Genomic DNA, 19308 nt, shown 5'->3' on the forward strand with positions numbered 1-19308 from the left:
CGACCTCGGCTACCGCAGCCCCGACGAATACGAGACCGCCTGGCAGACCCACACCGGGCCAGACAACCTCACCCCTGCCCCGACCGGAGGCAGGTAACCACCGCTCCATCAAAGCGGGGGAAGCTCATCGGCCAGTGCGGTCTTGACGCTGGTGGTACTGGTGACGTTGGTCGGTCTGAACGGTGCGCCGGCGGCCGCGTTCGCAGCAGGGTCGGCGACGGCGGCCGACACCGCCACGCTCGGCCATGCGGAGACGGTCAAGAATCCTGCGACAGCATCCGGAAATACGGCGACCCGCCCGAAGTCCGGGTCGACTGCGGCGCCGGTGAGCACAGAGCCGCGCACGCGCATCCTCGAGGCTGCGGCTCCTACGATCACGTCGTTGTCCTCGCGGAAGTTCTCGTCGACGAACCCGGGGCCGGGGTTCTTCATCGTCGGCACGAACCTCGCCTCGGTCACCCAGGTCCGTGCCAACGGGGTAGCGATCGCCCGCAGCGCGTGGGACCTGCAGTTCGGCGACATCCAGGTGGTCCTGCCCAGCGCGAAGCCGGCCGGCACCGTCGAGGTCTACACGGTGTACGACGGCGACACCGAGACCGTGGGCAGCGAGGCCACGACCGTGTACTGGCTGTCCCCGCCGGTCGTCTCGTCGATCAGCCCCAGCACCGGCTCGAAGACGGGCGGCACGAGTGTCGTCATCACCGGCTCCGGCTTCGCGCTCGTGGACAAGGTGTTCTTCGGCGCCCAGGAGGCGTCGAGTTTCACGGTCGACAGCAACACCCAGATCACCGCGACGACCGCGGTCGACATCGCCTCCGTGGTCGACGTGACCGTGTCGATCAGCAACGTGGAGATGGGCGCCGGGCCCGAGCCGATGGTGTCGGAGACCTCGGCGAACACCAAGTTCACGTTCACCGAGGGTCCGAACATCTCCGGTCTCGCGCCCACCAGCGGCTCGGTCGACGGCGGTGAGACGGTGGTCATCTCCGGCAGCGGCTTCACCGGCGTCACCGGCGCGGCCGCAGTGACGTTCGGCGGCACGAACGCCGCCTCCTACACGGTCGACAGCGACGTCAAGATCACGGCGGTCACCCCGGCACATGCCGACGGCATGGTGTCGGTGGTCGTCACGTCGCCCGACGGCGCCTCCAACCTCGACATCGAGTACACCTACGTCGCCAACGTGGCGCCGACGGTGGATGAGCAGCCGAAGCACAAAACGGTCGACGTCGGTGACACCGCGACGTTCACCGCCACGTCGCAGGGAGGCGTGCCCTCCCCGGCCGTCAAATGGCAGACCCTGAGCGCGGGCGGCGGCTGGGTCGACATCGCAGGCGCGACCACCGGCACGCTCACCCTCACGAACGTGCAGGCGTCCGACGACGGCAAGCAGGTCCGGGCCGTGTTCAGCAACGTCGCAGGCAGCGACGCGAGCAGCGCGGCGACGTTGACGGTCTCCACACCGCCGGTCGTGACGACACACCCGCAGTCGCAGACGAAGAACAGCGGCGAACAGGTGACGTTCACCGCTGCGGCGAGCGGCAACCCGACGCCGACGGTGCAGTGGCAGTCGAAGACCGGCGCGGGCAGCTGGACCGCCGTCGCCGGGGAGACGAGCCTGTCGTACACCTTCACAGTGTCCTCCGGTGACGGCGGCAAGCAGTACCGGGCGGTGTTCACCAACACCATGGTGGGCCAGACCCCGGTGGTGCCTACCGATCCGGCTACGCTGTCGGTGACGGCGACTCCGGCGGTGACCACACACCCGCAGTCGCAGACGAAGAATGCCGGGCAACCGGTGACGTTCGCCGTGGCGGCGACCGGCACACCGACGCCGGCGGTGCAGTGGCAGTCGAAGACGGGCGTGGGCAGCTGGACCGACATCGCCGGTGAGACCGGGCTCAGTTACACGTTCACGACGGCCGCTGGTGATGACGCCAAGCAGTACCGGGCGGTCTTCACCAACGGCATCGGCTCCCCGGCGACGACGAACGCAGCGACCCTGACCGTCCAGTCCGGGCCCGCCGTGACGACCGACCCGCAGTCGCAGACGAAGCTCAGCGGCGAACAGGTGACGTTCACGGTGGCGGCGACCGGCACACCGACGCCGGCGGTGCAGTGGCAGTCGAAGACGGGCGCGGGCAGCTGGACCGACATCGCCGGTGAGACTGGGCTCAGTTACACGTTCACGACGGCCGCTGGTGATGACGCCAAGCAGTACCGGGCGGTCTTCACCAACGGCATCGGCTCCCCGGTTGCCACAGCGGCCGCAACACTGACCGTCCAGACCGGACCGGGCGTGACCACCCAGCCGCAGGACCAGCAGGTGACCGCCGGCGCCTCGGTGTCGTTCACCGCGGCGGCGACCGGCAACCCGACGCCGACGGTGCAGTGGCAGTCGAAGACCGGCGCGGGCAGCTGGACCGACATCGCCGGCGCCACCTCGACCAGCCACACCTTCGTGGCCGCCGCCGGTGACGACGGCAAGCAGTACCGGGCCGTCTTCACCAACAGCGTCGCCGCTGTCACCAGCGACGCCGCCGATCTGACCGTGACCGCGGTCCCGGCCGTGACCACCCAGCCGCAGGACCAGTCGGTCGTCACCGGTCAACCGGTGGTGTTCTCGGCCGCCGCCAGTGGCGCACCCACGCCGACGGTGCAGTGGCAGTCCGCCGACAGCGGCGGCACGTGGACCGACCTTCCCGGCAAGACCGGCACGTCGGTGTCGCTCACAGCGGCGATGAACCTCACCGGTTTGCAGTACCGGGCCGTGTTCACCAACAGCGTCGGATCGGCGACCAGCAGCGCGGCGACGCTGACGGTCCTCGCCCAGGCCCTGCCGCCGGACGCCCCGTCGGAGGTGAAGATCGTCGCCGGTACCTCTTCGGTCACGGTCACCTGGCAGGCGTCGAAGGCCAACGGATCGCCGGTGACCGGCTACACCGCCACCGCCAGCCCGGGCCCTGCGACCTGCAGCACCAAAGGCGAGCTCACCTGCGTCCTCGGCGCCGCAGCCGGCACCACGTACACGGTGACCGTCGTGGCGAACTCCGCCGCCGGCAACTCCGCACCGAGCGACGCCTCGCAGGAGGCGACGCCGCAAGCACCGCAGCCGCCGGCCACGCCGCCGCAGACCGACCTGCGACTCACGACTGACCAGGGCGACATCAGCCGCGCGGCCCCTGGCGAGCAGATCACGTTCATCGGCACCGGGTTCGCGCCGCACTCCACCGCGATCATCACGATGTACTCCGATCCGATCGTTCTGGGCACCGCGCTGACCGACGAGAAGGGCGACTTCACCAAACTGGTCACCATCCCGCCCGGCCTGCCCGCCGGTGGCCACACCGCGGTCGCCCAGGGCGTCGCCCCAGACGGCTCGCCCCGCGCGATGGCGCTCGCCATCACCGTGGCACCGACCGTCGACGGCAGCCTGCCGATCACCGGCCCGGCGATCGCGCTGATGTTGGCGACCGGCCTCGCTGCCACCGCCGGCGGCACCGTCCTCCTCGCCGCGGGAAGCCGGCGCCGCCGCTGGTCATGACAGCCTTCTCGGGACGTCGGCCCGACCGACATTCTGCAGCGGGAGCTGCTCACAGCCTTCCGCGGGCGCTGCCGGCCGCCCGTGGCCCGGCGGCGTCGATGAGAGGCGCGCTCAGCCCGTGTACAGGACCGCGTCGACCTCGATGTCGAACCCGACGAGCGGCACCGGGATCGTCGTGCGGACCGGTAGGTCGTCAGGGCCGAAGAACTCGGCGTAGATCGCGTTCATCGCCGGGAAGTCGGTGAAGTCCCGCAGGTACACGCCGACCCGCACGGCCTGGTCGAGTGACGCCCCGCAGGCGGCGGCGACGGCGGCCAGGTTCCGGAAGGCGGCCCGGGCCTGCTCCTCGAACGGGCCGGTCACCCGCGTCCCGTCCGGCAGTGCCGGGATGGCCCCGGCGAGGTAGACGGTGTCACCGGCGACGACGGCGTGCGAATACGGCCCGCCGGGTGGCGCGGCCTGGTCGGTCATGACGGTCCGCTTGGGCATGGTGGCAACCTTTCAGTGGTGGCGTGGGAACTGTTCGGCGAGGTCGTCAGGGCCGACGAGTGGGGTGTTCAGCAGCGCGCGCAGCCCGTCGGTGCGCGCCGACAGCGCCGAGCGCTGGGCGGCTGTCAGCGGCACCCAGGGCGGCGGGTCGGCGGGCAGCCGGGCGGGCAGCAGCCGGCCCGCGACGTAGGTGGCCTCGTTGACGAGCCGGACGGGGGAGGTGCGCCGCTGCTGGTGGGCGTCGACGACGGTGAACGGCTCGTCGCGGACGTCCCAAATGGCGAGGTCCGCGGGCGCGCCGACGGTGAGGGTCCCGCCGGGCAGGCCGAGGGCGGCGGCGGGCCGGCTCGTCGCCGCGGCCACCACCTCGGCGAGGGGAAGGCCGGCGGCGAGGAGTTTCGCCATCGTCGTCGGCAGGTCGAACACCGGGCCGTACAGCGACCGCGCGTGCAGGTCGGAGGAGACGCTGAACGGTACGAGCCCCGCGGCGAGCTGCGCCTCGAGGACGTCGAACGCGAACCCGCCCGAGCCGTGCCCGACGTCGAACCGCACACCACGTCGATAGGCGTCCACAAGGGACGGACGTACCACAGCATCCCCTGCAGCGATGGCACTGGCGCAGTGGGTGACGAGGTCGCCGGGGCGCAGCAGGTCGAGGACCTCGTCGACGGAGGGCGGGCCGGCGCCGATGTGCGCCATCAGCGGCACCCCGCACGCGTCGGCGACCCGCAGGCCACGGCGGAGCGGCTCGATGCCGTTGCGGCCGACGGTCTCCCGGTCGATGCGCACCTTGATGCCGGCGACGAGGTCGCGGTTGGCGGTGACGGTCTCGATGGCGAGGTCGACGTCGCATGAGTTGATGTCCTTGCTCTCGCCGGTGCGGCCGGTGAGGCCGACGGCGGCGATGTTGAGCAGCACGGGCACCCGCACGGTCATCCCGCGCACCGCCTGTCGCAGCCCGTCCAAGGTGTACGCGCCGGCCGAGCCTGCGTCGACCCATGTGGTCACCCCGGAGTACCAGGCGACGGGGTCGGGGTCGATGCCCCAGTAGGTGGCGCCGGGGTGGACGTGGGTGTGCAGGTCGATCAGGCCGGGGGTGACGAGCTGGCCGCGGGCGTCGACGACCGTGCGGGCGCCGTCGCGCGGCAGGTCCGGACCGATCGCGGCGATCCGTCCACCGTGGACGGCGACGTCGAAGGTGCCGGAGGGTTCGAGCAGAGTGCCACCGGTCAGCAGGAGGTCACTCGCCATCGGTGGCCATCGCCTCGTTGATCGTCAGCCGGTAGAGCGTGGTGGGGCGGCCCTTCGGGGTGGCCTGGGCGCTGCCTTCGGCGGTGACGAGGTTGTGCTCGCCGAGCTTGCGGATGAGCCGCCGGCCGCTGGGGTCGGTGATGCCCAGCGAGCTGGCCAGGTCGCTGGGGGAGATCGGTCGGCCGTTGAGGGTGCGGTCGAGCGCGGCGAGCCGCGACAGTGTCGCCGGGCTCAGGCCGATGCCGCGGGCGAGGCTCTCGAGGCCGTCGCTGTGGCCGCGGTACGTGAACGTGAGCGGCGTCCCGGCGCTGCCCATCGGCCCGATGACGACGCCGCTGTCCTCGACGAGGTACGCGACCGGCGAACCGTCCTGCTCGGCGCGGGCGGCGGCCCGTTCGGCGAGGGCGACGCACGTGCGGGCGCTGGCGCCGACCCCGAACCCGGCGACGACCCGCACGCCGAGGGCCTCCTGGGCGCGGGCGAGGACCGGCAGGCTCACCCAGTTGCCGGTGAGGGTCTCGAACAGCGCCCGGTGCGCGAAGACGACGACGCCGCGCCGGTCGCGGTTCTCGATCCAGCCGTCAGCGAGCTCGGGGGTGTTGAGCAGCAGGTTCATCAACCCGATGCGGGCCCGGTCGAGGTTGGGGGAGTGGTTGGCGATGAGGAACACCCCGGCGGCGAACCGCAGCTCGCTGGCCCGTTTCGACTGGATGCGCAGCGCCAGCTCGTGCAGCTCGGCGCGGAGTGTGGCGAGGCCGGTGATGCCGCTGAGGACGGGCAGCTCGCCGTCGAGGGCAGCCATCACGCCGGTGCGGACGCTGATCGTGTACGCGCTGCCGGACCTGGCCCGGAACGCGCGGTGGAACTCGACGATCTCCTCGACGGACTGTTCGGGTTCGAACGGCAGGCACGCGACGTCGGCGCGGTTGAGGCCGAGGGCGTGGGCGACGTCGTCGACGGTCTCCTGGGTGAACGTGTCGATGCTGACCGGTGTCGCCGGCAGTCCGCGGATGAGCGCCCTGCACCAGGCGAGCGCCAGGTCGAGCCCGGCGGAGCGGGTGATGGCGACGGTCAGCCCGTCGGGGAGCACGTCGCGGCATCTGGCATAGGGCACCGGGCCGAGCAGCAGGCCGTCGACGGTGCGGCGCTCCAGCAGCGCGCGGACGCCGGCCCGGATCTGGCCCTCGTGCTCGTAGACCACCCATTCGAGGGCGACGCCCGTCAGCGTGCGGGCCGCGTCCTCGAACAGGCCGCGGTGGCTCGCGTGCACGACGAGCCCGATCACCATCGGCACCGGCACTGGCGGGGTCCTTCCGTTATGCTCCGGCGCTATACGAGCCGGTTCGTAAGTAGCTCGTTGAAGCTTGCGGGTTCCGGGCCGAAGAATCAAGCGGGAGATCTCATGAGCGGCGAACTGCTGGACTGGCGCACCAAGGGATTCTGGCAGCCGGACCCGGTGCCGACCGGCGACTTCCTGGCGGCCCGCCCGGGGTTGTTCGACGGCGCGTTCACCTGGCCGCTGCTGGTGGCCCGGAAGTCGGCGCTGGAGCACAACGTGCGCACCATGACCGACTTCTGCGCCGCGCACGGCCTCGCCTTCGCCCCGCACGCCAAGACCCACATGGCCCCCTCGCTGCTGCGGGCGCAGCTCGCCGCCGGGGCGTGGGCGCTGACGGCGGCCACCGCCAGCCAGGTCCTCGCGCTGCGCAACCTCGGCGCGACCCGGGTCGTCGTGGCCGGTCAGCTGCTCGACCGCCGCGTTCTGGAGTGGCTGGCGCGGGAGCGCGAGGCCGGCTTCGAGGTGATCTTCCAGGTCGACTCCGTGGTTGGTGTACGAGCCGCCGCCGGGCTGCCGCTGCCGGTCCTCGTGGAGCTCGGGCACCCCGGCGGCCGTACCGGCTGCCGCAGCCAGGACGAGCTCCTGGCGGTCGCGGCCGCCGTCGAGGCCGACCCGGCGCTGCGCCTCGCCGGGGTGGCCGGCTACGAGGGCACCCAGCCTGACGCCGAGGGTGTGTCCGGCTTCCTCGACGACCTGCGGGCGGCCGTCCACGCGCTGTCCAGGGCCGGACTGCTCGGCCCGGAGGTGCTGGTCGCGACCGGTGGCAGCGCCTGGTTCGACCTGGTCGCGGCCCGCCTCGGCGCCGGCGCGCGGTGGCCCGTGGGCCACCGGGTCACCACGGTGCTGCGCAGCGGCGCGTACCTGTCCCACGACGAGGGCTTCTACCGTGAACGGACCCCGTTCAACCGGGTTGCCGGCGAGCTGCGCCCGGCGCTGACGCTGTGGGCGCAGGTCCTTTCCGCACCCGAGCCGGGGCTGGCGATCCTGGGCGCCGGCAAGCGTGACGTCTCCTTCGACGAGGGGTTGCCGATCCCGCGCGACGGCCGGCTGACGGTCACGAAGGTCAACGACCACCACCTGTTCCTCGCCGACCCGGACGGTCTGCTGCGCCCCGGTGACCTGGTGGAGCTGGGCATCTCGCACCCGTGCACCGCCTTCGACAAGTGGCGGGCGATCCCGGTCGTCGACGATGACGGCACGGTAACGGATGTCCTGCGGACGCATTTCTGAGCGCCGACCTATTGACGCGGAGGTGACCGGCGTCTCAGGCTAGGGGCCAGTTCAACGAACCATATACGAACCAGGTCCGTAAGCGCCACCCCTCAAGGGAGCCCACATGAGATATCGCGCAACGGCGCTCGCCGGTCTCCTCGCGGCCGGTCTGGTCGCCGGGCTGACCGGTTGCGCGCCGTCGACCACCCCCGCGCAGAACGACGGCGCCGACAAGCAGACCGGCGCCCTGCGGGTGTGGCTGTTCGACGAGCCCAACCGCGCGCCCAAGGAGAAGGTCGTCAACGACGCCGTCGCCGAGTTCAAGGCGGCGCACAAGGACGTGACGGTCGAGGTCACCTACATCGCGGTCAACACCCGCAGCGAACGGTTCAAGGGCGCCTTCAACGACCCGTCCAGCGCGCCCGACATGGTGGAGTTCGGCAACACCGACCTGCCCGAATACGTCGCCGCCGGCGGCCTCGCCGAGGTCGGCAAGGACGCCGAAGGGCTGGACCTCGGCGCCGACCTGAAGAACAGCGCCACCATCGACGGCAAGCTCTACGGCGTGCCGTGGTACGTCGGGGTGCGCGCCCTCTACTACCGCACCGACGTGTTCACCGAGCTCAGCCTCACCCCGCCGACCTCACAGGCGGAGCTCGTCGCCGCCGCCAAGCAGATCCGGGCCAAGAAGCCGGAGCTGTTCGGCCTCGCAGTCGGCGGCAAGTACACCTTCGGCGCGCTGCCGTTCGTGTGGGACGCGGGCGGCGACCTCGCCACGAAGTCCGCCACCGGCTACACCGCCACCATCAACTCGCCCCAGTCGCGGGCCGGGGTGAAGGCCTACACCGACCTCATCAAGGCCGACAACTGCCCGCCGCAGCAGTGCGCCGACCTCACCGGCGGCAAGACGGTGGAGCTGTTCGCCAGCGGCAAGGCCGGCATGGCGATCCTCGGCAACTTCAACCGGGCCGCCGTGGAGGCCGGTGCGGCGAAGGGCAAGTACGCGGTCGTGCCGCTGCCCGGCACCAAGCCCGGGTCGGTCGCGCCCGCGTTCGCCGGCGGCAACAATCTCGGCGTCATGAAGAGCACCCAGCGGCGCACCCTCGCGGCCGAGTTCATGAAGCTGCTCGCGAGCAAGAAGTACCAGGAGCAGATGTACACCGCGATGGGCAACCTGCCGACGCTCACCTCGGCCCGCACCGAACTGGCCGGCAAGGAACCGTTCCTCAAGCCGTTCATGGACACCATCGCGGCCGGCACGAAGTTCGTCCCGCTGCACCCAGGCTGGGGCAAGATCGACGCGCAGGCGGTCGTACCGACGATGCTGGAGAAGATCGTGACCGGCAAGGCGACGGTCGAGCAGGCGACCGACGAGGCGGCGACCGCGATGAACGCGGCCTTCAAGTGACAGTGATCCCGCTGGACGAGACGGGCCGGTCCAAGCCGGCCCGCCGCTCGTCCGCACCCGGCGGGTCGGTGGACGGTCGCGGCGGGCGCCCGGCCACCGGCCCGTCCGGCCGCGCGCGGCGCACCCCGTGGTGGATGCTGGTCCCGGCCGCCGCGGTGCTGATCCCGCTGTTCGCCTACCCGATCTACCAGCTCGGCCTGCTGTCGGTGCTGGACTTCCGGCAGGCGCAGGTGAGCGGCGGGCAGCCGACCCGCTTCGTCGGCGCCGGCAACTACGCGGAACTGTTCGGCGCCGAACGGTTCTGGTCGGTGCTGCTCGCCACCATCGGCTTCGCGGCCGCCTGCGTCGTGGCGACCCTCGCCGTCGGCGCCGCGCTCGCGGTGCTGCTGACCCGGGTCGGGCGGTGGCCGCGGACGCTGCTGTCGGTCGCGGCGCTGTCGGCGTGGGCCGCGCCCGCGGTCACCGGGTCCACCGTGTGGATGTTCCTCTTCGACGCCAACCTCGGCCTCGTCAACCAGGTCCTCGGCCTCGACGGTCACAACTGGATGTACGACCGCTACAGCGCCTTCGGCCTCATCGGCGCCGTCGTCGTGTGGCACTCGTTCCCGTTCGTCATGGTCACCCTGTACGCCGGGATCAAGGCCATCCCCGACGCCACCCTCGAGGCGGCCCAGCTCGACGGCGCCGGCGCCTGGCAGCAGTTCTGGCGGATCATCGTGCCGATCCTGCGGCCGCTGCTCACCATCGTCGTCATCCAGTCGATCATCTGGGACTTCAAGGTGTTCACCCAGATCTACGTGATGACCGGCGGTGGCGGGATCGCCGGGCAGAACCTCACCCTCAACGTCTACGCCTACCAGCAGGCGTTCGCCGCGTCCGAATACGGCCTCGGCTCGGCCATCGGCGTGGTCATGATGGTCATCCTGCTCGCGGTGACGCTCGCGTACCTGCGGGCGCTACGCAGGAGCGGAGAACCGCTGTGAGAAAGCACCTCCTCAACGGGATCGCGGTCCTCGTCGCCCTCGTCACGATCTTCCCGATCTACTGGATGCTGCTGTCGGCGGTCAAACCGCCCGGCGAGATCCAGTCGCTGCACCAGCGGCCGTGGACGCTCGCGCCGTCGCTGGACAGTTTCCGCCGCGTCCTCGGCGTCGAGAGCTTCGGCCGGTACTTCCTCAACAGCCTCGTCGTCGCCCTCGTCGTGGTCGGCCTGTCGGCGCTCGTCGCGTTCCTCGCCGCAGTGGTGCTCACCAAGTACCACTTCAAGTTCCGCACGACGATCCTGGTCATGTTCCTCACCGCGCAGATGGTGCCGATCGAGGCGCTGACCATCCCGCTGTTCTTCCTCGTCCGTGACGTCGGCACCGTCGTGCCGGGGGTCGGGCTCAACACGCTCGGCTCGCTGGTGCTGGTGCACACCGCGTTCACGCTGCCGTTCGCGATCTGGATGCTGCGCGGGTTCGTCGCCGCCGTCCCCGACGAGCTCGAGGAGGCCGCCGTCCTCGACGGCGCCAGCCGCTTCACCGTCCTGTGGCGGATCCTGTTCCCGTTGGTCGCGCCGGGTCTCGCGGCGACGAGCGTGTTCTCGTTCATCACCGCGTGGAACGACTTCCTGTTCGCCCGGACCTTCATCATCAGCGCCACCGAGAACCAGACGCTGCCGATGGCGCTGCTGGTGTTCTTCAAACCCGACGAGAACGACTGGGGCGGCATCATGGCCGCGTCCGTGCTGATGACCGTGCCGGTGCTGCTGTTCTTCCTGCTGGTTCGGCGCCGTCTCGTGGCCGGTCTCGGCGGGGCGGTGAAAGGATGATCCCCCGTCCGTCCACAGTGGAACCCGACCGCGGCGGGTTTCGCCTCACCCCCGCGACGACCCTTTCCGCCGCCCCCGGGCTCGAGCGGGCCGCGGCCTGGCTGCGCGCCACGCTCGGCCCGGCCACCGGCTGCTTCCTGCCGCCCGGCGACGACATCTGGTTGTCCGTCGACCGTTCGCTGCCCGACGAGGGCTATCGCCTACGCATCACCGCGGACGGCGTCGACCTCACCGGCGGCACGCCTGCCGGGGTCTTCCATGGTCTGCAGAGCCTTCTGCAGGTCCTGCCGCCCGAGGTGTACCGCCGGGCGCCGGTCACCGGGGTCGACTGGCTGCTGCCCGCCGTGACCGTCGACGATGCGCCGCGGTGGCCGTGGCGCGGGTGCATGCTCGACGTCGCCCGGCACTTCATGCCGAAAGCCGACGTGCTGCGGTTCGTCGACCTGCTGTCGGTACACAAGCTGAACGTGCTGCATCTGCATCTCACCGACGACCAGGGGTGGCGCCTGCCGATTCCCGGTTACCCGCGCCTCGTCGAGATCGCGACGTGGCGCCATGGCACGATGCGCGGGTCGCGCCAGCACGGCGTCGTCGACGACCGCCCGCACGGCGGCTACTACACCGCCGACGACCTGCGCGAGATCGTCGCCTACGCCGCCGACCGGCACATCACGGTCGTGCCGGAGGTCGACCTGCCGGGCCACATGCAGGCGGCCGTGGCCGCATACCCGCAGCTCGGCAACGGCCTCGCCGACGTGGACGTGCGGACCGGCTGGGGCATCTCACCGCACGTGCTCAACGTGTCCGACGCCGCCCTCGACTTCTGCCGTGCCGTGATCGACGAGCTGTGCGCGATCTTCCCCGGGCGGTACATCGGCATCGGCGGCGACGAGTGCCCCAAGGACGAGTGGAAGGCGAGCCCCGCAGCCCAGGACCGGATGCGGGAGCTCGGGCTGCCCGACGAAACGGCACTGCAGGCTTGGTTCGTCGGCCAGGTCGCCGGCCACATCGCCGGCCACGGCCGGACGGTGCACGGGTGGGACGAGATCCTCGAAGGCGGCGCCCCCGGCGGTGCACTGATCGCTGCGTGGCGCGGCCCGGAAGCGGCCGTCCGCGCGGTCCGCGCAGGCCACCACGTCGTCTCCTGCCCAGACATGTGGACCTACCTCGACTACCGCCAGTCCGACGCGCCCGACGAACCGATCCCCGTCGGCACGCGGCTGTCCGTCGCCGACGTATACACCTTCGACCCGGTCCCGCCGGGCCTCACCCTGGCCGAGGCGGGGCTGGTGCTCGGCGCCCAGTGCAACGTGTGGACCGAGCACCTCCCGTCCGCCCGCGCGGTTGACTACGCGACGTTCCCGCGGCTGGCCGCCTTCGCCGAGGTGATGTGGTCCGGCCCGGCCGAGGGCTTCACCTCCAGGCTGGCGCGGCACCTCGACCGGCTCGACGCGCTCGGCGTCGAGTACCGCCCGCCGGGCGGCCCGCACCCGTGGCAGCGCCGCCCCGACGCGCAGGGCTTCCCGAAGACCCGCGCCCAGCGGGAGGAGGAGATCCGCGCGATGCTGGGTGCCCCGTTCATGCAGTGATCAGGTCGGCCGTGCCGAGGGCGTGCTTGTGACGGATGACCTTGGCGGCGGCGCGGACGGCGGGAAGCCGCAGCGCGGGCCGTTCGCTGAACGCGGTCCCCAGCACCCGCAGCGCGGCGGCCCGCACCTCCGGGCACCCAGTCGACGGCCAGCTGCACAAGGAACCGCAGGTGCGCGGGCCGTAGCTGCTCACCCATGGCGACGACGGCCGCCTCGCGGACGTGATCTGCGCGCACACCCGCTCGCTGCCGTCAGTGCGACGGTGCCATCGGGCTCGGAGTGCGCCGTCCGTTCGCCCTCCACCATGCCGCGTACGTGCCGTCCCAAGGGAGGGGGTCCCTCCGCACGCCGTCGGAGCGGTACGTGCGCCGGGTGGGGAAGACCGTGACCTCCATCTCCGCCTCGGCCTCCCGGGAGGCGAGCCGCACCTCGTCGAAGGTGTCGTCCACCGGGACGATCGGCCGGCCGCTCATGACGACGTGGATGTGGTCGAAGACGCCGTGCTCGAACGAGTCGAACACGGTGATCGTCAAGAAGCAGGCGCCGAGCGGGTTGGGCGGATCGGGTTTCTCTCGGGCGACCGCCCACTCCGCGATCGTGTGACCCGCCCCCCATTCGAACGGGGCTACCTCTCCCGGTCGCAGGAGGCGCTCCCTCCTCGCGGCGGTCGCCCCCACGAACTGGGCCTCGTCGTCGAGTCGCACCCGTGCCGTGGTCGTGCCCTCGTTGATCAGTACACCCCTGGTCTGGAACCACATGAGCTGTGTCCGCGCTCCATCTCGTGCGAAGAGACGCGCCGGCGAGGCTGTCTCGGCCCGCCCCACAGAACGTTGGTCGAGCAGTCGCGGTTCGTCCCCGTACGGCATCCGGTCACGCGTCGCGTCGATCAACGGGGGCCATTGCGGCGCCTCGAACAGCGCGACGACGAGGGGTGCCCGCTCGTCCGTCCTGGCGCGTGCCGCTTCCCGGACCGCCGCCGTCGCGGCCTTGAGGACCTCCTGGGCGAGGGTGACCTGCTCGTCGGCGGTTTTCGACTGAGCCGCACTGATCTCGATCTGCTTCTGCAACTCCGGCAACTGCCTTGCGGCGGTCCGGGCCGCCGCGCGCCCCGCGCGAGCGGCCGAGGCGCCGGCGATCGCCGCGGCGACCGCACCGATGCTCGAGATGATCTGCACCCACCCGGCCAGCGTCAGACGATCGACGCTGGCCGCCAGCGCATCCCAAAAAGCCCGCACGTCAAGGCCTACTTTCCACGGAAGCTCACCCTTTGTGGCCGGGTCCGTGCCGGGCTCGGCCGCTCACCGGTCGACGTGCGACCTGCCCCGCCAGGGAAGGTATAAGCACGTGATGCCGAGGTGACGGCCGCGGCCCGGCGCGCTGGTCGTGGTCCGTGCCGTGGCTGCCGTGCCGGGTGAAGAGGATGAGCCGTGGGGTGGTCGTGGCGTGCGGTCCGTCGCCGTTCGCGATTGCCGACGACTGGTGCGAGGTGAGTGGTCACAATTCAGTGCTGGTCCGGTCTCGCAGTTCAATCTGGCGTCAACTCGGATCGCTTTCCCGAGCTGGGTCACCGCAGTGGTCGCCGCTCCACTTCGGAAGCTGTTTGATGAGCAGTGCTGAGAAATTGTTATGTTCCTGGGCCCTCTTGAGTCGCAATTCATGGTGCGGAAAGTTACATGCTTCCCTCGCCCGGTGGCAGCGGCAGATATGGATGCCCACTTGAATGGCCGGCGTATTTCTGACATTGTCGGCGCCTCGCAGTTAGCGCTAACAACGACAACTTCAGGAGCGATCGACGCGGAACGGCATCGACGACCAGAACAGAAAGGCAAGGCATGACGCAGGATCAGAAGGAACCGGTGCACTCGGAGCGACGGTCGCTGAGCCGGAGAACCGTGCTGACCACCATGGGGGCCGTGCCGGTCCTCACGGTCGCGGCGTCGGTGCTGCGGGCGACGGAGGCCGCGGCGGCAACGGCGAACATCAATCCGTCCTCGCCGCGGCAGACGATCCGGGGCTTCGGCGGCATGGCGCACGCGGCATGGATCGGCGACCTCACCGCGGCCCAGCGGACCACGGCGTTCGGTGGCGGCGACGGCCAGCTGGGGTTTTCCGTGCTGCGGATCCCCGTCGGGGAGAACCAGGCGGACTGGAGCCGCGACCTGGCGACGGCGAAACGCGCCGTCGAGCTCGGCGCGACCGTCATCGCCTCGCCCTGGAACCCGCCCGCGAGCATGATCGAAACCTTCACCCGCGGCAGCCAGACCAACGCGAAGCGCCTGCGGTACAGCTCCTACGGCGCCTACGCCCAGCACCTGAATGACTTCACCACCTACATGCGCAACAACGGAGTCAACCTGTACGGCATCTCGGTGCAGAACGAGCCTGATTACGCGACCGACTGGACGTGGTGGACCTCCGCCGAAATCGTCCGGTTCCTGCGGGAGAACGCCGGCTCGATCGGAACCAGGGTCATCGCCCCCGAGTCGTTCCAGTACGTGAAGTCGATGTCGGACCCGATCCTCAACGACGCCACGGCGCTGGCCAATGTGGACATCATCGGGGCCCACCTCTACGGCACGTCGTATGCGAACTTCCCGTACCCGCTGTTCAAGCAGAAGGGCGCGGGCAAGGAACTGTGGATGACCGAGGTCTACTACCCGAACAGCTCCGACTCGGGTGACCTCTGGCCGCAGGCCCTCGATGTGGGGGAGCACATCCACCACGCCATGGTCGACGCCGAGTTCCAGGCGTACATCTGGTGGACGATCCGCCGCAGTTACGGGCCGATGCGGGAGGACGGCCAGATCAGCAAGCGCGGCGCGATGATGGCGCAGTTCGCCAGGTTCGTGCGTCCGGGCTATGTGCGGGTCGACGCGACGGCGAACCCGGCGACGAACGTGTACGTCTCGGCGTACCGGGGCGGCGACACCGTGGTGATCGTCGCGGTCAACAAGAACACCTCGTCGGTGAGCCAGCAGTTCACCCTGGCGGGCACCACCGCGTCCGGCAGCGTCGCCAGCTGGCTGACCGACGCGAGCCGCAATGTCGCGCCGCAGAGCGCGCAGACGATGGCGAACGGCTCGGTCACCGTCACGCTTCCCGCCCGCAGCGTGACGACGTTCGTGACCAGCGTGAGCGGCACCCCGCCGACCAGCCCGTCGCCGAGCATCACGCTCTCTCCCACGCCCAGCCAGTCTCCCACCGGTGGCTCGGGTCCCCGGGTCGCGTACACGATGAACACCTGGAGCTCCGGGTTCACGGCCAGCATCAGCATCACCAACACCGGCTCCGCGACGATCAACGGCTGGACGCTCCGCTTCACCCTGCCTTCAGGGCAGGCCATCACCTCGGGCTGGAACGCCACCTTCGCACCGTCCAGCGGCCAGGTGAGCGCCACCAACGTCAGCTACAACGGGACCCTCGCGCCCGGGGCCACCGTCGACATCGGCTTCCAAGCCACCCACACCGGGAACACTGCCGAACCGGCCGCCTTCACCCTCAACGGCATCCCCTGCATCGTGGTCTGACCGGTAGACGAAGCACCGCACGGAAGCCCGGCGGTGTGCGTGCCGCGGCGGCCAGGATCAGCGACAGGCGAGGGGGAGGCATCCCGGACGACGCACCGCGTCGATACGTCGCCGGGATGCCCCGAAGCACCCGTCAGTGGTTGGCGGTGGAGCCGAGCAGGCCGCGGATCCGGGTGGCGAGCCGGTCGAAGCGCGGGTCGGACATGACGGCGGCGTACTCGCGCCCCGCCGGCAGGTCCACCTCGAACTCCTCCTCGATGCGCCCCGGCCGGGGGCTCATCACCACGACCCGGGTACCGAGGAACACCGCCTCGGCGATCGAGTGCGTCACCAGCAGCACGGTCGTCGACGTCTCCCGCCAGATGCGGTTGACCTCGGCGTTGAGCTGCTCGCGGGTGAGCGCGTCGAGGGCGCCGAACGGCTCGTCCATGAGCAGTACCGGCGGCTGGTGCAGCAGCGCCCGACACAACGCGACGCGTTGCTGCATGCCGCCGGACAGCTCGTGCGGCAGCGCGTGCTCGAAGCCCTGCAGGCCGGTGAGCCGGATCAGCTCGTCGGCACGGCGGGCGGCCTCGGCGCGGGGCATGCCGCGCATCTCCGCCTGCAGCAGGATGTTCTTGCGCGCGCCGCGCCACTCCAGCAGCGCCGCGCGCTGGAACGCGAAGCCGATGTCGCGCTGCGGCCCGGTGACCGGCCGGCCCTGCAGCGAGACCGTGCCGGTGGTCGGGCTGACGAGGCCGGCGACCAGCTTGAGCAGTGTCGACTTGCCGCACCCGGACGGGCCGACGATGGTGACGAACTCGCCGGGGCGGACCCGCAGCGAGACGTCCTCCAGCGCGGTCGTGCGGGCCTGCTTCGTGGTGAAGCGGACGGTGACGCCGTCGAGCTCGGTGGCGGTGGCAAGCGTCGCGGTCATGCCGCCACCTCCGCTGCGCTCCGGCGTCGGCCTGCCCCGAACCTGCCACATGATGACCGGCCCGAGCCGCTTCGCTGGCCGGTCATGCCGCCGCCGTGAACGACTTGTCCCAGTACTTCGCCGGTGTACCGGGATCCTTGAGGTCGGCGTTCTTCGCCATGATGTCCAGGGTCTCGGTCCACTTGCTCTCGGCGTTGACACCGGGCTGGCCGCCGCCGGCCTCGATCAGGGTCAGGCCGAGGTTGAGCTGCTTGGTGAGCACCTCCTTGGCGGGCTCGTTGTCGGCGAGCTCCGCCATCGCGTCCACCGCGCCAGGGACGTCCTTGGCCGCCTCCGCCCACGACTTCTGGGTGGCCCGCACAAACCGCTTGATCAGGTCGGCCTTGCTCTTGAGCGTGTCGTCGTGCACGACGATGCCGGTGCCGATCAGGTTCATGCCGAAGTCCGCGAACAGCAGCCGGTCCATCTTCTTGCCGGTCTTGGCCTCGATGGTGGGGGACTGGTCGTGGAAGAAGCCCTGGATCGCGTCGACCTTGCCCTCGGCCAGCGCCGCGATCTTGCCCGCGGCGTCGACGTTGACGACCTTGACGTCCTTGGGGTCGACGCCGTTGGCCTTGAGCCAGGCGGGGAAGGTCGCGTAGATCGCGTCGCCGGGGGTACCGCCGACGGTCTTGCCCTTCAGGTCCGCGGGCGACTTGATGTTCTTGTCGGCGAGGAACTGGATCGAGGTGGGGCCCTTCTGCAGGAACACCCCGACGCTCTTGACCTTCATCCCGCTGGCGACGCTGCGGATGAGCACCGGCGTGTCGGCCCAGCCGATGTCGGTCTGCTTCTGGTCGACCGCCTTGATCACGTTGCCGGAGCCGTTGCCGGGCTTGATCTGCAGGTCGATGCCCTCGGCCTTGTAGTAGCCCTGCTTCAGGCCGTAGTAGAACGGCGCGTGCTCGCCGTACGGGACCCAGTTGAGGGTCAGCGTGAGCTTCTCGGCGGCGCCGGGTTTGGCGGGTTCGGCGGCCTTGTCGGTACCGCAGGCGGCTACTCCGAGGAGGAGGACGGCGGCGGCGGTACGGGCGATGAATGACCTCATGGAAGTGTTCCTCTTCGGCGAGGGGATCAGGAGGTGGTGAGGGAGACCGGCCGGCGCCGGCTGGCGTGCCACGGGATGAGCAGCGCCTCGGCGATCTCGACGACGACGAACAGCACGATGCCGATCGCGGACATCAGCAGCAGGTCGGCGAAGAGCATGGCCGCGTTGAGGTTGCCGTTGGCGACCTGCAGCACGTAGCCGAGGCCCTCGCTGGCGCCGACGAACTCGCCGACGACCGCGCCGGTGACGGCGAGCGTCACGGCGACCTTGAGCCCGGACATCAGGTGCGGCAGCGCGTTCGGGAACCGGATCTTCCGGAACGTCTTCCACGGGCCGGCGCCCATCGTCGAGGACAGGTCCAGCAGCTCCGGGTCGGTGGAGCGCAGGCCGGCCACGCCGGAGATGACCACCGGGAAGAACGCGATGAGCACCGCCAGGACGATCTTCGGGGTGAGCCCGAACCCGAACCAGACGATGAGCAGCGGCGCGACCGCGATCTTCGGGATGACCTGGGCGAACAGCACCAGCGGGTAGACGGCCTTGTCCAGCGTCCGGGAGTAGACGATGAGCACGGCGGTGACCAGCCCGAGCGCGGCGGCCAGGACGAAGCCCAGCACCGTCTCGTAGAACGTCACCCAGGTCTGGCGCATGAGGAAGCCGAACTCGTCGCGGAAGATCGTCCAGACCTCCGACGGTGGCGGGATCAGGTACCGGGCGACCAGCTCCCGCCAGGTGATGAACCACCAGGCGGCGAACAGGCCGGCCAGGACCAGGGCCGGGCGCCACAGCGACCCCGTGAACCGCCGCAGGCGCACGCCGATGCGCCGCTCGGTCCGGGTGCTGGTCTTCGCCGGTGTCGCGTCCCGGTCCACCGTGGCGGGGATCCGGGCCGAACTGGACACACTCACATCAGCACTCCATCCGTCGGGGTGATTGTCCGTCGACCTCCAAGCCGCGCCGCCCCGCCGCGGGCAAGCGCTTTCCTGCACTGTAGGGGGCGGCACCCCGTCCCGGCAAGGAGAGATCGGAGTCGATCGAAACATCTATTGACGGTGTCGAATGGCGGTCCTACGCTACGGGCAGTCGGCGGCCCAGGAAAGCGCGTTCCTCTGTGTTCGTGCTGCTCATGACAG

General features: G+C 70.5%; 16 protein-coding genes. 7 read left to right on the top strand and 9 right to left on the bottom strand.

Translation table 11 applies throughout. The features are described 5' to 3' along the window. Positions 1–108: 108 nt before the first annotated feature. Positions 109–432, bottom strand: a complete 324-nt coding sequence (locus ABD332_RS58350; protein WP_344515537.1) for a hypothetical protein — start codon at positions 430–432, stop codon at positions 109–111. Here ABD332_RS58350 and ABD332_RS58355 point away from each other — a divergent pair. Beyond that, positions 383–3544 (top strand): immunoglobulin domain-containing protein, encoded by a 3162-nt coding sequence (locus ABD332_RS58355; RefSeq protein ID WP_344515539.1) that lies wholly within the window; start codon positions 383–385, stop codon positions 3542–3544. The genes ABD332_RS58350 and ABD332_RS58355 overlap by 50 nt on opposite strands. Before the next feature lie 111 nt (positions 3545–3655). Here ABD332_RS58355 and ABD332_RS58360 read toward each other — a convergent pair whose 3' ends face one another. Genes ABD332_RS58360 through ABD332_RS58370 form a run of 3 tightly spaced genes read right to left on the bottom strand, consistent with a single transcriptional unit; the run spans position 3656 to position 6584 of the window. After that, entirely contained in the window at positions 3656–4033 is a 378-nt protein-coding gene (locus ABD332_RS58360) for a RidA family protein (protein WP_344515541.1), read from the bottom strand. A gap of 12 nt (positions 4034–4045) precedes the next feature. Beyond that, complete coding sequence (locus ABD332_RS58365; protein ID WP_344515543.1) at positions 4046–5284, bottom strand: amidohydrolase family protein; 1239 nt, start codon at positions 5282–5284, stop codon at positions 4046–4048. Beyond that, a complete protein-coding gene (locus tag ABD332_RS58370; protein ID WP_344515545.1) occupies positions 5274–6584 on the bottom strand; it encodes a transcriptional regulator in 1311 nt (436 codons plus the stop codon). Before ABD332_RS58370 ends, ABD332_RS58365 begins: the two co-directional genes overlap by 11 nt. Before the next feature lie 102 nt (positions 6585–6686). On the opposite strand from ABD332_RS58370, the gene ABD332_RS58375 reads away from it, so the two are divergent. The 5 genes from ABD332_RS58375 (at position 6687) to ABD332_RS58395 (ending at position 12645) form a co-directional block, all read left to right on the top strand. Then, entirely contained in the window at positions 6687–7853 is a 1167-nt protein-coding gene (locus tag ABD332_RS58375; protein ID WP_344515546.1) for an alanine racemase, read from the top strand. A gap of 106 nt (positions 7854–7959) precedes the next feature. After that, positions 7960–9243: an extracellular solute-binding protein gene (locus tag ABD332_RS58380; RefSeq protein WP_344515548.1), complete on the top strand. Its 1284-nt coding sequence runs from the start codon at positions 7960–7962 to the stop codon at positions 9241–9243. Next, positions 9240–10226 (top strand): carbohydrate ABC transporter permease, encoded by a 987-nt coding sequence (locus ABD332_RS58385; protein ID WP_344515550.1) that lies wholly within the window; start codon positions 9240–9242, stop codon positions 10224–10226. The genes ABD332_RS58380 and ABD332_RS58385 overlap by 4 nt, the downstream gene beginning before the upstream one ends. Beyond that, entirely contained in the window at positions 10223–11056 is an 834-nt protein-coding gene (locus ABD332_RS58390) for a carbohydrate ABC transporter permease (protein WP_344515551.1), read from the top strand. The genes ABD332_RS58385 and ABD332_RS58390 overlap by 4 nt, the downstream gene beginning before the upstream one ends. After that, entirely contained in the window at positions 11053–12645 is a 1593-nt protein-coding gene (locus tag ABD332_RS58395) for a beta-N-acetylhexosaminidase (RefSeq protein ID WP_344515553.1), read from the top strand. The genes ABD332_RS58390 and ABD332_RS58395 overlap by 4 nt, the downstream gene beginning before the upstream one ends. Here the strand turns inward: ABD332_RS58395 and ABD332_RS58400 are convergent. Continuing rightward, positions 12635–12772 carry a hypothetical protein gene (locus ABD332_RS58400; RefSeq protein ID WP_344515555.1) on the bottom strand — a complete coding sequence of 46 codons (138 nt, stop codon included), beginning with the start codon at positions 12770–12772 and terminating at the stop codon, positions 12635–12637. The genes ABD332_RS58395 and ABD332_RS58400 overlap by 11 nt on opposite strands. Before the next feature lie 124 nt (positions 12773–12896). Continuing rightward, positions 12897–13820: a hypothetical protein gene (locus tag ABD332_RS58405; RefSeq protein WP_344515557.1), complete on the bottom strand. Its 924-nt coding sequence runs from the start codon at positions 13818–13820 to the stop codon at positions 12897–12899. A 729-nt stretch (positions 13821–14549) separates the two neighbouring features. On the opposite strand from ABD332_RS58405, the gene xynC reads away from it, so the two are divergent. Continuing rightward, on the top strand, positions 14550–16172 hold the full coding sequence (gene xynC / locus ABD332_RS58410) for a glucuronoarabinoxylan endo-1,4-beta-xylanase XynC (RefSeq protein WP_344515587.1): 1623 nt from the start codon (positions 14550–14552) through the stop codon (positions 16170–16172). A gap of 133 nt (positions 16173–16305) precedes the next feature. On the opposite strand, the gene ABD332_RS58415 is transcribed toward xynC, so the two are convergent. The 3 genes from ABD332_RS58415 to ABD332_RS58425 all read right to left on the bottom strand — a co-directional run bounded on the left by ABD332_RS58415 (position 16306) and on the right by ABD332_RS58425 (position 19083). Then, entirely contained in the window at positions 16306–17088 is a 783-nt protein-coding gene (locus ABD332_RS58415) for an ABC transporter ATP-binding protein (protein WP_344515559.1), read from the bottom strand. Positions 17089–17170: 82 nt separating this feature from the next. Then, positions 17171–18175 carry an ABC transporter substrate-binding protein gene (locus ABD332_RS58420; protein ID WP_344515561.1) on the bottom strand — a complete coding sequence of 335 codons (1005 nt, stop codon included), beginning with the start codon at positions 18173–18175 and terminating at the stop codon, positions 17171–17173. A gap of 26 nt (positions 18176–18201) precedes the next feature. Continuing rightward, positions 18202–19083, bottom strand: coding sequence for an ABC transporter permease (locus tag ABD332_RS58425; RefSeq protein ID WP_344515563.1), 882 nt, complete (start codon positions 19081–19083; stop codon positions 18202–18204). Between the last annotated feature and the right edge of the window lie 225 nt (positions 19084–19308).

It is taken from the genome of Dactylosporangium maewongense (assembly GCF_039531485.1).
In the GTDB taxonomy this organism is placed as follows: domain Bacteria; phylum Actinomycetota; class Actinomycetes; order Mycobacteriales; family Micromonosporaceae; genus Dactylosporangium; species Dactylosporangium maewongense.